Source organism: Nostoc sp. (assembly GCF_035638895.1).
Lineage (GTDB): Bacteria > Cyanobacteriota > Cyanobacteriia > Cyanobacteriales > Nostocaceae > Nostoc.
Genome location: NZ_DASQZC010000276.1, coordinates 1 through 14,310 on the forward strand (window position 1 = coordinate 1; position 14,310 = coordinate 14,310).

Here is a 14,310-nt window from a genome sequence, read left to right on the forward strand (position 1 = left end):
ACCCCAGCAAAGCGGTCAGCACCAGGATGCAAGCGCTTGAGAAAGTGTTTTTTGAGTTCTTGATAATTGCCTTCTTCCAAAACGTTGAGGACGAAGCGATCGCCTATTTGCATTAAGGAATCAATGGCGCGGTCTTTCGCAACGGCAATTGTCAATCCTAAGGGTTGCAAACTCGCTTGCGTTACCCAGGATGCCAGCATTGCACTTGAGGCATTATCTTTTTTCGTGGTGACTATATATAGTCCACTACTAATGCGACCCAGCGCCTTTTCCATGTTGACATCAAGGGACTTGATTTGCTTGATGTTGCGATCGCGCACCAGCAATTGTCCGATGTCTTTACCCGCTTCTTCACACAACTGGAATGTTGATGCGGTGGGAACCTCTTTAATGCGAATGGGTGGGAAAGCTTCTTTGATGTCAGAGTTGAGAAATTGTCTGCGGAGTGTATCAATGGGTTCATCATCCCCACCATAACATTCAAACAGCCCAATCAATTGCTTGTTCTTGGCGACAGCTAGCACCGAACTGATACTAGCTTGGGCGGCGGCGGAAGTAGTTGGGGGCATACCAATAATAATGCCAGCTGCTCTCCCGGCTAGTTCTTGAATTTCTTGGCTCTCAGCAGTACTCAGATCCAGTACTTCTACGCCAATGCCAGTTTTCAATATACCTTCGGCAATTGCGTGACCAAGGCGTTCACCATAGCCGTAATCTGAGACAAAAAACAAGCCAACTGTTGTTTCTGCTTTAGCTTGTTTTTGGCTCCAATTTTCGTAGCACCCAGTTAGAACATCTAAATGGTGGTATAATAACGGGCCGTGACCGTTGGCGATAATATTAATCTTCCCAAGATCGCCCATCCGCTTCATGGCATTCAGCAGCGAACGAGCGTTAGGGCCCATCAAGCAGTCGTAATAAAATCTAAAGTCAGCTTCGATTGCTTCTAAATCTTCGTCAAAGGTGCGATCGTCACAAAAATGCATCCCAAAAGCATCACAGGTGTAGAGAATTTGGGTTTTGCGGTCAAAGCTAAAGATTGTATCCGGCCAGTGCAGGTTAGGCGCACTCACGAATTCCATTTCGTGTCCTTTGCCGATATCTATGCGATCGCCAGTTTTGACAACTCGCTTAGAAAATGGATCGTGTACTAAGCCTTCTAAAAACTGAAGTGCAACTTTTGATGCTAAAACGGTAGCTCTAGGAGCTAATTGAAGAACATCTTCCACTAAGCCGCTATGGTCTGGCTCTGTGTGGCTGACAATTATATAATCAATTGTTTTAGGGTTAACAAGACCTTTTAGAGTCTCTAAATACAGATCGCGAAACTTCTGGTGAGAAGTATCGATCAAAACTGTTTGTTCACCCCTAATTAGATATGAATTGTAGGTTGTGCCGTTTTGCAGCCCGAATTCGATATCGAAGCGATCGCGATCCCAATCAAGAGAGCGAATCGCTGTTGTGTTAGGGGCAATTTCTACAGTTTGTATAGTTAGCCGATGTTGAACGTTCTCTCCGTTGGCCTTGCCGGTCGTAGACATCGCTACCATTATTCGTCTCCGAGCGCAAATTAACAGGTTTTTCTTCTGCCTCCATTGTCCCTATTATTTTTTGTTTAAGTTGTAATAAATATCAGTTTTTGAAAATTTTAACTTGTATCAATTATTGCTGTTTTTTAGCAAAATTTATTACTCAAAAAATCTACTAATTATTATTTTATTCTTCAGACTTTACTGAGTATTTAATTTTGCTATTTATTGGATTTTATCCTAATTAAAAAACTTTCGTCTTTATTATAATAAGAACATACCCATAACTTTTATTGTAACCTTTTTTTTGAGATGACGTATGGATACTAAGGAAATAACAGCGTTTACAAGTATATTTTTTAATTGTGGTATAAAATATTTATATGTTGCAAAATAGAGGTATTAAAAGAATATATTTAGATGTTGATCATCAAAAGTTACTTTTTTAAAACCCTCTATTAGCAAGTAGGAAAGGTAGGAAAAGTAGGAAAAGTAGGAAAAGTAGGAAAAGTAAGATAAGTTCTGTTTTCACTCTGCATCGAATAATCTGTCAGCACTGTTTTTTATAATGGATATCGCATAGATTTTTTCTCAACTAAAATATCTTCATGGGAAATATAAACTTTATGTAAAGAGCAGAAAACAAATATTTTTATGGAGATAACCAAGACAAGTCCCCAGATACGAGTACGAGAAAAAGAAACTAAGCTTGTATACCTTTTTCTGGGCATTCAAATGCAAACTAGCGTAAAAATCATTTTTAAAGTTTCGATAAATCTCTCTAACTATACGAATGATCTAATAAATTTAATGATACAGTCCTTTATCATGGACTTTAAACATTAATCAGGACAACACCAATACATTCTTATTGTCATAACTGAAAGCTACAGCTTTTAGCTATCTAATAAATTTACCTATGCAGGTTAATGGTGTCATTTATGATATACCTAACTTTTTATAAAAATCCATTCTTGATGAAAAATTGCAAACTTTGATAGTGTTCTCAAGGCAATACTTCTCACGTAGCAGCCTTTTAAACGCCGACATCCTTGAATACTTGTAGTTCAGCTTTTCAGCGTACTATTAAATACGTAAGTAATTAAGTGTACAGGCGTGAATAGACATAAAAAAATCGCAAAAATTGACTGTGTAAAAGGTTATTGTTTATGGGATGCCGATTAAAAGTCTTTCTAACTGACGAACAAAAGCTGACTTTAGAAGAGTTAAGAAAAGCTAAAGATGTTCCTCAACGTACTAAGGATCGTGCTCAAGTTTTACTGCTGAATACTCGTGGCTTAAAAAATGAGCAAATTGCTAAAGGCTTGAACTGGGCGATTTCAACAGTACGTCAAACCCTTCATCGCTGGGAAAAGATGGGTTTAGCAGGTTTGTGGGATGCTCCTGGTCGAGGAGGAAAACCCCGATATTCGGAATCAGACTTGGCTTATCTAGAAAATTGTTTAGCTCAAGAGTCACAGACTTATAACTCTAAACAATTAGCAAATAAGCTCGCATCTGAGCGCCAAGTAAACTTGAGCGCAGATAGATTACGACGGGTACTTAAAAAAAGAGGAAGGAGGTTTGGAAGCGCACGCAAACAACCCCAAGAACAGAATAATTAACCTGAGTTCGATAAACCTCTCCCTGTCTAACTTTCATTCACATCTGTCCCTCTCGCCCATTGGAGAGGGACATTTTGCGTAATAAACAGGAGCGGAGCCGGAGACGCTCCGCCTCCGGTCAGAATACAGAATTGGTGAATACTCTACCCACAAAGGGATAGAGTTTTAATATAGTACTTACGCATCAAGTAGGAAATGTAGGGACAGGGCCAATACGGTTCAGATAAGCTTTTATTCTCCCCCCCTGCTTCCTCTGCATCCCCTGCTCCCCCTGCCTGCCTCAACAGATAAATTTCTTAACTGAACCGTATTGGGGCCAGGGCCAATTCATATAGACGCAAAGCGCCTTCCCGCAAGGTATTGCCCCTACGGTAAATCAAGGCTTTCACTGCCTTTTTGGGTAAGTCCTAAATAAAGAAAAATTTTAATGCTAGTTTCGCCCACTAGGGGCAAAAGCGCGTAGGGGGACGTTCACGGTAGCGTCTCGTAGAGAAGTAGGGTTTTAAACTAATTATTTAGACGCTCTTCTACTAGACGAGCAAGGGACGGGGACTCCTTGGCGCAGCCTAAAAAGAGAAGAGGTTGCGCTAGGGAGTCGTACAGAATGCATACTGAATTCTGAGTCCTGACTTCTGAATTCTTCTTATAAAACAAAATCCACCTAAACATTAAACTGTTTGGTGGACTTGTTAGTTATTCTTAGTGGATCCGAGCAGAGTCGAACTGCTGTCCAAATTGGGTATTGACCCCCCGCTCATTCACAGGTTTAGCCTTTCTAACCCTCAAGGCGGGAATCGTTCATTATCCCGAACGTAGGATGCTCTGATTTAATCTTAGCTAGCAAGCCAACCAGAGAACGCTTGCTAGAGCATCCGTTGGGGGTTGGTCTTCAGTCCTTAACGGAGTCAAACTAAAGACGCTCGAACCTGTAAGAGGTTTTTAGGCAGCTGCTACTAGAGCAGGCTTACGAGCAAAGCTAACGATGTTATTCGCATTTACTTTTTGTTTGAGCCTTTGATTTCCGAGAGGAGACTCACTCTCGACCTGAATCACAGAGCAGCGTTCGCCAACCTGTCGAAACCGTGACGGACCCATGCGCTTTATAATTCAATTATAATACGCAATTTTGGAAATGTGTTGCTGACAATAATTTTTGGTTTATGCCAGTACTGCTGAGAAACACAGGGTATCTTTATATGAAGTTGGCTCTAGACCATCAGTATAGTTGGCACATAAGGTGATGTTATCTAGATAAAAGTCCCAAATACTAAAAATAGTCAATTGCTAATCTTAAAATAATTAGCAATTGACTATATATTACAAGGCACTACAAATAAATAATTAGCTATACCCTAAGTTAGTGCTTCAGCGCCACCAACAACTTCTAGGAGTTCCTGGGTAATTGCAGCTTGTCGGGCTTTGTTGTAAGACAGCGTGAGGGTGTTAATCAGTTCACCGGCATTCTCGCTGGCATTACTCATGGCTGTCATCCGGGCTGCTAGTTCACTAGCGGCCGATTCTTGCAGCGCTCGCAATAGCTGGTTACTCAGATACAGGGGCAACAAAGAATCGAGAATCTGAACTGGATCTTGCTCGAAAATCATGTCAGGAGCCAACGGGCGAACTTGGCTAGCCACTTTCTCCCGTTCGACTTCAAATTTACCGCCACGGGTTGTTAAGCGGAAGATTTCATCATCGGCTGCTTCTAGACCTTGCGGATCGAGGGGCAGTAAGGTTTGTATCACAGGACGGGAGCTAACCAATGAAAGGAATCTGGTGTAGATTAATTCGATGCGGTCAACTTTTTCCGAAAGGAACAAGGAAAGTAGTTGGTCGGCAATCTGATTGGCTTCTGCTGCGGTGGGAATTTGCTCTAAGCCACTGTAGGTAGCATCAATAGGCTGATCTCGGCGTTGAAAGTACTGTGTAGATTTGCGTCCGACTAACACAAATTGATAGTTTAAACCTTCTGCCTTGATTTCTTTGGCGCGGTTTTCTGCACGACGGATAACGTTATTATTGTAGCCGCCGCATAGACCGCGATCGCCTGAAATTACCAATAGCCCGACTGACTTAACTTCTCTTTTTCTCAGCAGTGGCAGGTTTGCTTCTTCAAAGCGCAGACGGCTTTGCAAACCATACAATACTTGTGCCAAGCGATCGGCAAAGGGGCGAGTCGCTAGCACTTGTTCTTGCGCCCGGCGCACTCTAGCCGCAGCTACGAGACGCATGGCTTCTGTGATTTTTTTGGTGTTTTTGACCGACTGAATGCGATCGCGTATTGCTTTTAGATTGGGCATATTCTTGAGTTAGGAGTTAGGAGTTAGGAGTTAGGAGTTAAGAGCTAGGAGTATTTCATTAACTTTTAACTCTTAACTCTTCACTCCTCACTTTAATTACGCTGCTGCTTTGAAGGTCTTCTTGTATTCGGCAAGTGCTTCTTTCAAGGCAGTTTCTTCTGCATCACCTAGTGCTTTGGAGGCTCTTACTCCTTCGGCATACTGGGTTTTACCAGTCTTTAAGTACTCCCGCAGACCTTGGGTAAAGGTTGTAACTTTATCTACAGGAACGTCATCTAAGTAACCATTGATACCAGCGTAGAGAATTGCTACTTGCTCGTATACCGAGAGTGGCGAATTTTGTGGTTGCTTGAGAAGTTCGCGCAACCGTTGACCTCGTGCCAACTGGTCTTGAGTGGCTTTATCTAAGTCAGAAGCAAATTGTGCGAAGGCTTGCAGATCGTCAAATTGGGCTAGTTCCAATTTAATCTTACCGGCAACTTTTTTCATTGCCTTGGTTTGAGCCGCAGAACCCACGCGGGATACTGAAATACCTGGGTTCACAGCCGGACGGATACCAGCGTTGAATAAGTCAGAAGATAGGAATATCTGACCATCGGTAATGGAAATTACATTGGTGGGGATGTATGCTGATACGTCACCAGCTTGGGTTTCGATAATTGGTAGGGCGGTCATACTGCCTTTACCTAATTCATCGCTCAGTTTTGCTGCTCTTTCTAACAAACGAGAGTGAATGTAGAATACATCTCCAGGGTACGCTTCGCGTCCGGGTGGACGACGCAGCAGTAGGGACATCTGCCGATAAGCTTGGGCTTGCTTGGAGAGGTCATCATAAATTATCAGGGTAGCTTTACCCTTATACATAAAGTACTCAGCAATACTTGCGCCTGTGTAAGGAGCTAGGTATTGTAGGGTTGCTGGTTCACTGGCACTAGCAAAGACGACGACGGTGTAATCCATCGCGCCTTTTTCTTGCAATGTCTGCACCACGTTAGCAACTGTGGAAGCTTTTTGACCGATCGCAACGTAGACACAAACTACATCTTCTTCTTTTTGATTGATGATGGTGTCGATCGCGATCGCAGTTTTGCCGGTTTGGCGATCGCCAATAATCAATTCCCTTTGACCACGACCAATAGGAATCATTGAGTCAATAGCTGTAATACCCGTTTGCATGGGTTCGTGTACAGACCGACGGGCAATGATACCTGGTGCTGGAGATTCAATCAAACGGCTTTCTGAGGATTTGATGTCTCCCTTACCATCGATGGGAAGACCCAAAGCGTTTACAACTCGTCCAATTAAGGCTTCTCCTACGGGTACTTGGGCAATTTTACCAGTAGCGGTTACAGAACTACCTTCTTGAATTTCCAGCCCTTCACCCATCAGCACCGCGCCCACGTTGTCTTCTTCTAAGTTCTGGGCGATGCCAATTGTACCATCTTCAAATTCCAAAAGTTCCCCAGACATAGCCTTTTCCAGGCCATAAATCCGGGCAATACCGTCACCTACTTGTAGGACAGTACCAACGTTAGCAACTTTGACCTCTTGATCGTATTGCTCGATTTGTTGTTGGATAATGCTGCTAATTTCGTCAGGTCTAATTGATATGCTCATGTGTCTATCTTGTTTGCTTTCGAGACGGAAGTAAAAGGTACTGGGGATTAGGGACTGGGGATTAGGGACTGGGGATTAGGAATGGAAAGAATTTCTTTTTCCTAGTCCCTAGTACCCAGCCCCCAGTCCCCAGTCCCAATTTTCTAGCTATTAGTTAAGCGCAATGAAAGGCGACGCAACTGACCCCGGATACTGGCATCAATTACTTGCGAGCCTACTTTAATGATCACACCACCAATTAACTCGCTGTCTACCTTGCTTTCTAGTTCTACCTGGCGAGCATTACTGATGGCAATGACTTTTTGGATGATTGCCTGCTGTTGAGCTTCTGTGAGGGGAACGGCTGAAATTACTTCCGCTAATACGGTTTGATTCAGCTGCCGCAACAGCGCCAGATATTGTTGAAAAATAGATTCCAAGAATGCAATGCGGCGTTTGTCTACTAGTATCAACAAAAAGTTGCGTAAGTAGGGGTTAGAGCCTTCACCGAGTATTTGTTTGATGAGAGCTTTTTTGTTCTCAGCCTGAATAAACGGGTTGCTGAAGAAGTTGTGTAGCTGTTTGTCTGCTCTGAGCAGTCCTAGGAAAGTACGCGCATCTTCCCCGAACTCTTCTGTCAAATTTTTCGATTGCGCTATTGACAAAAGTGCCTGTGCATAAGGTTGGGCTACTTCGGCTGCCGCTACCTGACTTGTCATACATTGCCTCCCAGTTGTGCGATGCTGCGGTCAATTAAACTTTGTTGAGCATCGTCGGCAATCCCGCCTTTAAGTTGCGATTCGACTTTTTGCAATGCTAGTGTAGCAACTCGTTGCCGTAGTTGAGCGATCGCTCGCTCTGTTTCGGTGTTTAAATCTGCTGCTGCTGTTTGTCTCAAGCGTTCTACGTCTTGCCCTGCCTTTGCTAACAAGGCTTCTTTCGCTTTTTGGGCGTTTTCTGTGGCCGATTGGCGGATGCGTTCTGCCTCTGCCTGAGATTGCTTTAACTGCTCTTGCGCTTGGGAAAGGGCAGTCTTTGCCTCTTTTAAGCGCCCTTCTGCTTCCTGAATTGCGGTGGCAATATTGGATTGTCGCTCGTTCAGGATATTGCTTAAAACTTTACGTCCGAAGTAGAATAGTATGCCAACCAGAATCGCTAGATTGATCAGATTGGTTTCAAAAATGTCTAGGTTTAGACCGAAACCACCTTCTGCTGCGCCTTCTGCCAATTCAGAGTGAACAGCGTTCGCTTCTGCGGCAAGTAATAAGAATGTCCCCATGATACCCATTTACAAGTGCGCTGCTCGCTTGCTAATACGTTGTATTTTTCCCAAGGGAAGGAAGTTTAAGTATCTTTTCCCTGTAAGGAAATTAAGTATCTTTCCCCAGAAGGGAAAAAGTGCCTTTATTTGACACTTAAATTTTGCGCTCTGGACTAGGGCCCAGTTGCGCGTATGCTTTCACAGAGCCAGTCTAGTTAGCTTATCTAACTGGAGTTGGCCCCAATAGTTTTTCTAGAATCTGCCTGCTTAGAGCATCAACTTGTTGCTCTAAGGTGCGAAAAGCTTCTTGCTTTTGTTGTTCTATCTCAACAGAAGCATGTTCTCGTTGAGACTGAGCTTCCTTTTGAGCCTCGGCAATTTTCTCGGCAGTAATTTTCTTAGCTTCAAGTTGAGCTGCTTCTAAGGTAGCTTGCGATTGTCTGCGAGCGTCTGCGAGTTGTTGCTCATATTCGGTAGCCAAGCGCTCGGCTTTAGCCAAGCTCTCCCGCGCCTCAAGGGTATTCGTTCGGATATAACTATCGCGATCGTCTAGTACCTTGGTCAGTGGCTTATAGAAAATTGCATTCAATAAAGCTGCTAGTAGCAGGAATTGCAATGCCATGAAGGGCAAGGTAGCATCGAAATCAAACATTTGTCTCCTCTTTGGCTGGAGTAGCAGTTTTCATGGCTAGCAACGTCATCCAACCTTTCATATTTTAGAGACCCATAGCCAACAAGGGTCAACTGAACATTAGAAATATTACGATACCCAAAATATTTTGATTGTAGAGGCGTGATGGTTCACGACTCCACATTCACAAAATTTTTAGGTATTAGCTGAAGGGGTTAGCAAACAGCAATACCAGGGCAATTACTAGACCATAGATAGTCAAGGATTCCATGAATGCCAAGGTTAATAGCAGAGTACCGCGAATTTTTCCTTCTGCTTCAGGTTGACGAGCAATACCTTCTACTGCTTGTCCAGCAGCGTTACCTTGACCAATACCAGGGCCAATTGCAGCTAAACCAATCGCTAAAGCAGCAGCGAGAACTGAAGCAGCCTGAACTAATGGATCCATGTTGATTTTCCTTGCTTTAGATTACAAAACTAACAGACATTACGTTAACGATTAGAAACGTGGTTTTCACGCTGCACATGAGTTCTTTCGATCGCGCTTTGCGATGTTTTGAGCGAATATGCTCTTGGAACTGTGCTATCAACTGAGAAGTTTAATGCTCCTCATGTTCATCTCCGCCATGCCCCTCCATTGCCTCATGAATGTATGCTCCGGCTAGGGTGGCAAAAACCAGGGCTTGAATGGCACTGGTAAATAAACCCAAGGCCATTACAGGCAGAGGTACAAATAGAGGAACTAGCAGCACCAACACCGCTACAACCAATTCATCCGCCAAAATATTACCAAATAGACGGAAGCTTAGGGAGAGGGGCTTGGTGAAATCTTCTAGGATTGCGATCGGCAACAAAACGGGTGTTGGCTCTATATATTTCTTAAAGTAGCCTAAACCCCGTTTGCTAAAACCTGCGTAAAAGTACGCTAAGGAGGTCAGCAATGCCAATGCAACAGTCGTATTGATGTCATTGGTGGGAGCTGCCAATTCGCCCGAAGGTAGCCTGATGAGCTTCCAGGGAATTAGTGCGCCTGACCAGTTCGATACGAAAATAAACAAGAACAGTGTGCCAATAAATGGCACCCAAGGGCGGTACTCTTTCTCACCAAGTTGGTTTTTTGCCAAATCACGAATAAATTCTAAGGCATATTCCATCAAATTCTGGATGCCTTTGGGAATTCTTTGTGCGTTGCGAGTAGCAGCTATTGAAGCCACTACTAGAATACTAATCACAAACCATGAGGTGAGAAAAACTTGCCCATGAATTTTAAGATTGCCCAACTGCCAGTAGAAATGATGACCTACTTCTAATGCGGCGAGGGGAAAAGAATTAAAGGCGTTTAAGACACTAAGCATTTGCATTCTTCAAGCATTTTCCCCAACGAGCGAGGATGGGATTACTATCTTTGTGAGCCTGACTTTTTAAGAATCAGGAATGAACGCAATTTGCACCATATAGACGAGGAGCGTGGCTTTGTAAGTTAGAAATCCCAAAAAAATGGGCAAAATCTGTAGCTCACGCCATTGAGTTGCCACGATCATCACTCCAATAAACAGAGCAAAACGAGTTTTGCTCAAACTTGTTTTCTCACTACCAAGCTGCTCAACGTCTCTAGCCAACATTTTTAAGTAAACCACACCTGTACACGCCCCAATTAAATAATTTAGGGCAATGTTTAAGGAATAAAAAATCCACACAGAGATAAAAATAACCCCCGTCAAGACAAGCGTGATTACCAATAATCGCTGGAAGAGTTGATGGAACTCTTGCATGGAGTTACCTGATTCTGTGTCTCCAGAACCAGTTTTAGCATCTTGTTGCGTTGTCGGAGTGGGCGCAATTGATTCGTCTGACAAGCTCACGGGACTTGAAACCAGTACAGTTAAATATGATGACTGCACATTCAGTCAGCTGAATCATATCACGATCCGGTAACAATACTTTAGGAAAAAACAATTAACTTCTTGGCAACGTTACACCTTCAGTAAGGTCGCGCTCACAGAAGCGAGAGAGCGGCTGATCATGTGAGGGAGCGTGTGGGTGAAAATCAATAAATGTTGCCTGAAAATTCAAAATTTCTTCCAATTCCAGTTTTTTGAGTGAATAATTATCCTCCAAAGTTTGAATTAAGTTGGTGTCAATAAAATCAACTGGTGCTTGAGGAGCGTATGAACGTACCGCAAATCAGAAATCGTAGAGTAGCGGTAAGTCATTAAAGATCGCACCACTGCTGAATTCCAGAAAGCTCCAACTTTTGGGATGTACAATACCCTGTTTCTTAGGCACTTTCCTAATTTACATTAATTTGCCAAAAGTAGTGATGGGCGATCGCTCGTCACAACGAGTATAAATTGACATATCTTAACTTCGTATTTAAGTGAAGTGTAATTAAGCAGGTGTCAATAAAATTAGCTGCTGCTGAAGAAGCGTTCTTACCCCATCCAATCCCAGTTGCACACCTGCCAAAATATCTGCCACTGTTGAATTAGCATCACACTTTTGCATAAATTCAAACTCTGGTACAGATAAATTAACAATCTGGTAATCGTAATTAAAGAAACATTGGCTGGGAAATCCTTCAAGACAAGGATTAAGTTCGGGAATCGCTGCCAGTAGGGCGTTATCGTCTGACCAGTCGGACTTGATTAAGGGAGGACGACCGAGGAAAAACTCGTAATGAGTTACTTCTGGATCTAGTAATTCTATCAGGCGGTAAAGCTGGCGTTGGCTTTGCCCGCCGCAGGCATCGCTCAAAGCTTTTGCCCGTTCTAGTAACTCTGGTGCTTTGCCTAAAAGTCTCTCTAAATCCCAGAAACTCGGATTTGAGAAACCAATAAACTCCAATCCCGAAGCATCTATTAATTCAAACAGCGTCTCAATGTTGTAGTCAATTTCTTGGGGATGAACGTACATATCAGCAAAGTTTTCATCTTTGTGATTTTCTAATGACCAACGCTGTTTGTCGTATTTGACAAGTCGGTTATTTTCTGGTAATGAAGCAAATATTTGTCGTCCGACTTGGACACCATCGCGGTAGTCGCCTTTTTTGTCACCTTGAAGAAGTGCGATCGCTTTTTGCATCAGTTGAATTTCCCAGCGTCCTAACTCTCCATAGACAAAAATGTGCATTAACCCGCCTGGGGCTAACTTTTTCGCCAAAGCTTGAATACCGCGAATTGGATCGGAGGTATGATGCAAAACACCAACACAGTTAATTAAATCAAACTCACCCGGCAACTGTTCCACATCAAATAAGCTAAGGTGATGAAATTCAACGCGGGTAGCCCCTGAACGCTGACAACGCTCTTTTGCTATAGCTAAAGCACCAGTACTGAGGTCAATTCCCACAACCGAAGCTTGAGGATTGAGGTGAACCAAGTACTCTGTACCTACACCAGTACCGCAACCTGCATCTAAAATCCGAATATCTTCCCTTTGGGGTTTTTGACCTGTGCAGAAGTTATGAGCAGCTAGCCAATTCCAGCGCCAGTTGTAGCCTGGAGGTGGTTCATCCAACAAGGCTTCCGGCGGAAAGGGGTAGGTATTGTAGAGTTTGGCAACAGCAGCACTAACGGTTTGGGAATCGGACATGATGAGGAATAACGCAGCATTTCTGAGTTTAGCGAATGGTGGACACTTCAGGTAGACAAATAATTGCGATCGCCTATGTGAATTCCAGAGTCTAAGGTAATTATCAAGATGCCATACTTAAATGTCTTTGCAAGGCAGAGTTACTCTTCTGTTTTTCCCAAGTAATGGTTGTGTCGATAATTTCGTCTAAATCATTGTGCTTCGGTTGCCAACCCAAAACCCTACGGATTTTATCAGCACAAGCTGCAACACAGGCAGGATCGCCCCGACGACGTGGTGCGGCAATAACAGGAAAATCTACCCCAGAAATAGCCTTGACTCTTTCAATAACTTGTCGCACGCTGTATCCTTGCCCGTAACCGCAGTTGAAAATTTGGCTTTCTCCTCTTTTTTCTAAGTAATCCAAAGCATTTAAGTGAGCAGTAGCCAAATCTTCGACATGGATATAGTCTCGGACTGCGGTTCCATCAGGCGTAGGAAAATCAGTACCAAAAATTCGTACTTCTGGTTTGCGCTTGAGTGCCGCATCACAAGCAGCCCGAATCAAGTGGGTGGCATTCGGTGACATTTGCCCCAATAGTCCACTTGGTTCAGAACCTGCTACATTAAAGTAACGTAGTATTACGTAGTTTAGTGAAGATACTGCTGCATAGTCCTGGATCAGCCACTCACTCATCAACTTGGAACGTCCGTAAGGATTAATGGGCTGTGTAGGGTTCAACTCAGTAACGAGATTTTCTTCGACTTCTCCATAGACTGCGGCTGTGCTGGAAAAAATGAACTTGTTAACACCCATAACGCTACAACAACGTAGCAAATTTAAGGTGTTGCGGGTGTTGTTTGCGTAGTAGTCGAGGGGATGAGCTAATGATTCTGGAACAATCAGACTAGCGGCAAAGTGTAAGACGGCGCTGAATTTATGCTGGGCAAAAACTTGATAAAGATGCTCAGTGTCTACTAAATCGCCAATAATTAGTTTTCCGTGTAGTACAGATGCTCGTGAACCTGTAGAGCAGTTGTCGTAAACTACGACATCATAACCAGCTTCCCCTAGTTGACGAACTACATGGGAGCCAATGTAACCAGCACCACCAGTTACCAATATTTTCTTTTTCATTTCTTTTGCCTTATCTACCTTTACCTAACAAAACAACTCGAATGGTTTTGAAGGCGATCGCTAAATCCAACCAAATGGAATAATTCTTGATGTAATACAGATCGTATGAAAGCTTTTCGTAAGCATCTTCTATAGATGCTCCGTATGGATACATAACCTGTGCCCAGCCTGTAATTCCCGGTTTTACCAAATAGCGTACTTCATAGTAGGGAATGGCCTCTTTGAGTTTGACATCAAATTCTGGTCGTTCTGGACGAGGCCCAATCAGACTCATTTCACCTTGTAAAACGTTCCATATTTGGGGTAGTTCGTCAATACGCAACAAACGTAGCCAGTATCCAACTCTGGTGATCCGTGGATCGCGTTGACTAGCCCACTGCGCCCCCAACTTTTCCGCATCCTGATACATGGAGCGAAATTTGTAAACTCTAAATGGTTTACCGTACAACCCACTTCGCTGCTGACTGTACAAAACTGGGCCAGGGCTATCTAATCTAATTACTAATGCAACCAACAACAAAAGTGGTGCAACTAACACTAGTAAAAAGAGGATCAATATCAGATCCACAACTCGCTTCAGTTTCATACTGAAGTAACCAGGCATTAGGTTAAAACCATCGCTAAAAGCCAACCATTTATCTTGTAGCAGCGATGAAGGTA

The 14,310-nt window shown here is 43.3% G+C and carries 13 protein-coding genes and 1 other RNA gene; 1 reads left to right on the plus strand and 13 read right to left on the minus strand.

Annotated features, from left to right (window positions below; all coding sequences use genetic code 11):
- A partial coding sequence (locus tag VE944_RS13255) for a diflavin flavoprotein (protein WP_324977699.1) occupies positions 1-1,550 on the minus strand: 1,550 nt, incomplete at its 3' end.
- Positions 1,551-2,698: 1,148 nt separating this feature from the next.
- Here VE944_RS13255 and VE944_RS13260 point away from each other — a divergent pair.
- The gene (locus VE944_RS13260; RefSeq protein ID WP_118167290.1) at positions 2,699-3,154 is read left to right on the plus strand and encodes a helix-turn-helix domain-containing protein; all 456 of its coding nucleotides are present in this window, start codon (positions 2,699-2,701) and stop codon (positions 3,152-3,154) included.
- Positions 3,155-3,854: 700 nt separating this feature from the next.
- On the opposite strand, the gene ssrA is transcribed toward VE944_RS13260, so the two are convergent.
- The 12 genes from ssrA to VE944_RS13320 form a co-directional block, all read right to left on the minus strand.
- Positions 3,855-4,247: a transfer-messenger RNA gene (gene ssrA, locus VE944_RS13265) on the minus strand.
- A 259-nt stretch (positions 4,248-4,506) separates the two neighbouring features.
- Entirely contained in the window at positions 4,507-5,454 is a 948-nt protein-coding gene (locus VE944_RS13270) for a F0F1 ATP synthase subunit gamma (protein ID WP_324977701.1), read from the minus strand.
- Between the two features lie 96 nt (positions 5,455-5,550).
- Positions 5,551-7,071 (minus strand): F0F1 ATP synthase subunit alpha, encoded by a 1,521-nt coding sequence (gene atpA / locus VE944_RS13275; RefSeq protein ID WP_324977702.1) that lies wholly within the window; start codon positions 7,069-7,071, stop codon positions 5,551-5,553.
- Between the two features lie 143 nt (positions 7,072-7,214).
- Positions 7,215-7,769 carry an ATP synthase F1 subunit delta gene (gene atpH / locus VE944_RS13280; protein WP_229552611.1) on the minus strand — a complete coding sequence of 185 codons (555 nt, stop codon included), beginning with the start codon at positions 7,767-7,769 and terminating at the stop codon, positions 7,215-7,217.
- Entirely contained in the window at positions 7,766-8,338 is a 573-nt protein-coding gene (locus tag VE944_RS13285; protein ID WP_324977706.1) for a F0F1 ATP synthase subunit B, read from the minus strand. The genes atpH and VE944_RS13285 overlap by 4 nt, the downstream gene beginning before the upstream one ends.
- A gap of 193 nt (positions 8,339-8,531) precedes the next feature.
- The gene (locus tag VE944_RS13290; RefSeq protein WP_324977708.1) at positions 8,532-8,963 is read right to left on the minus strand and encodes a F0F1 ATP synthase subunit B'; all 432 of its coding nucleotides are present in this window, start codon (positions 8,961-8,963) and stop codon (positions 8,532-8,534) included.
- Positions 8,964-9,144: 181 nt separating this feature from the next.
- Positions 9,145-9,390, minus strand: coding sequence for an ATP synthase F0 subunit C (gene atpE, locus VE944_RS13295; RefSeq protein ID WP_251959337.1), 246 nt, complete (start codon positions 9,388-9,390; stop codon positions 9,145-9,147).
- Between the two features lie 151 nt (positions 9,391-9,541).
- Positions 9,542-10,303: a F0F1 ATP synthase subunit A gene (gene atpB / locus VE944_RS13300; protein ID WP_181984851.1), complete on the minus strand. Its 762-nt coding sequence runs from the start codon at positions 10,301-10,303 to the stop codon at positions 9,542-9,544.
- Between the two features lie 60 nt (positions 10,304-10,363).
- A complete protein-coding gene (locus VE944_RS13305; protein ID WP_118167295.1) occupies positions 10,364-10,804 on the minus strand; it encodes an ATP synthase subunit I in 441 nt (146 codons plus the stop codon).
- Positions 10,805-11,330: 526 nt separating this feature from the next.
- Positions 11,331-12,533, minus strand: coding sequence for a class I SAM-dependent methyltransferase (locus VE944_RS13310; RefSeq protein WP_324977715.1), 1,203 nt, complete (start codon positions 12,531-12,533; stop codon positions 11,331-11,333).
- 103 nt (positions 12,534-12,636) lie between these two features.
- A complete protein-coding gene (gene galE, locus VE944_RS13315; protein WP_324977717.1) occupies positions 12,637-13,650 on the minus strand; it encodes a UDP-glucose 4-epimerase GalE in 1,014 nt (337 codons plus the stop codon).
- Positions 13,651-13,660: 10 nt separating this feature from the next.
- A partial coding sequence (locus tag VE944_RS13320) for an exopolysaccharide biosynthesis polyprenyl glycosylphosphotransferase (RefSeq protein WP_324977719.1) occupies positions 13,661-14,310 on the minus strand: 650 nt, incomplete at its 5' end.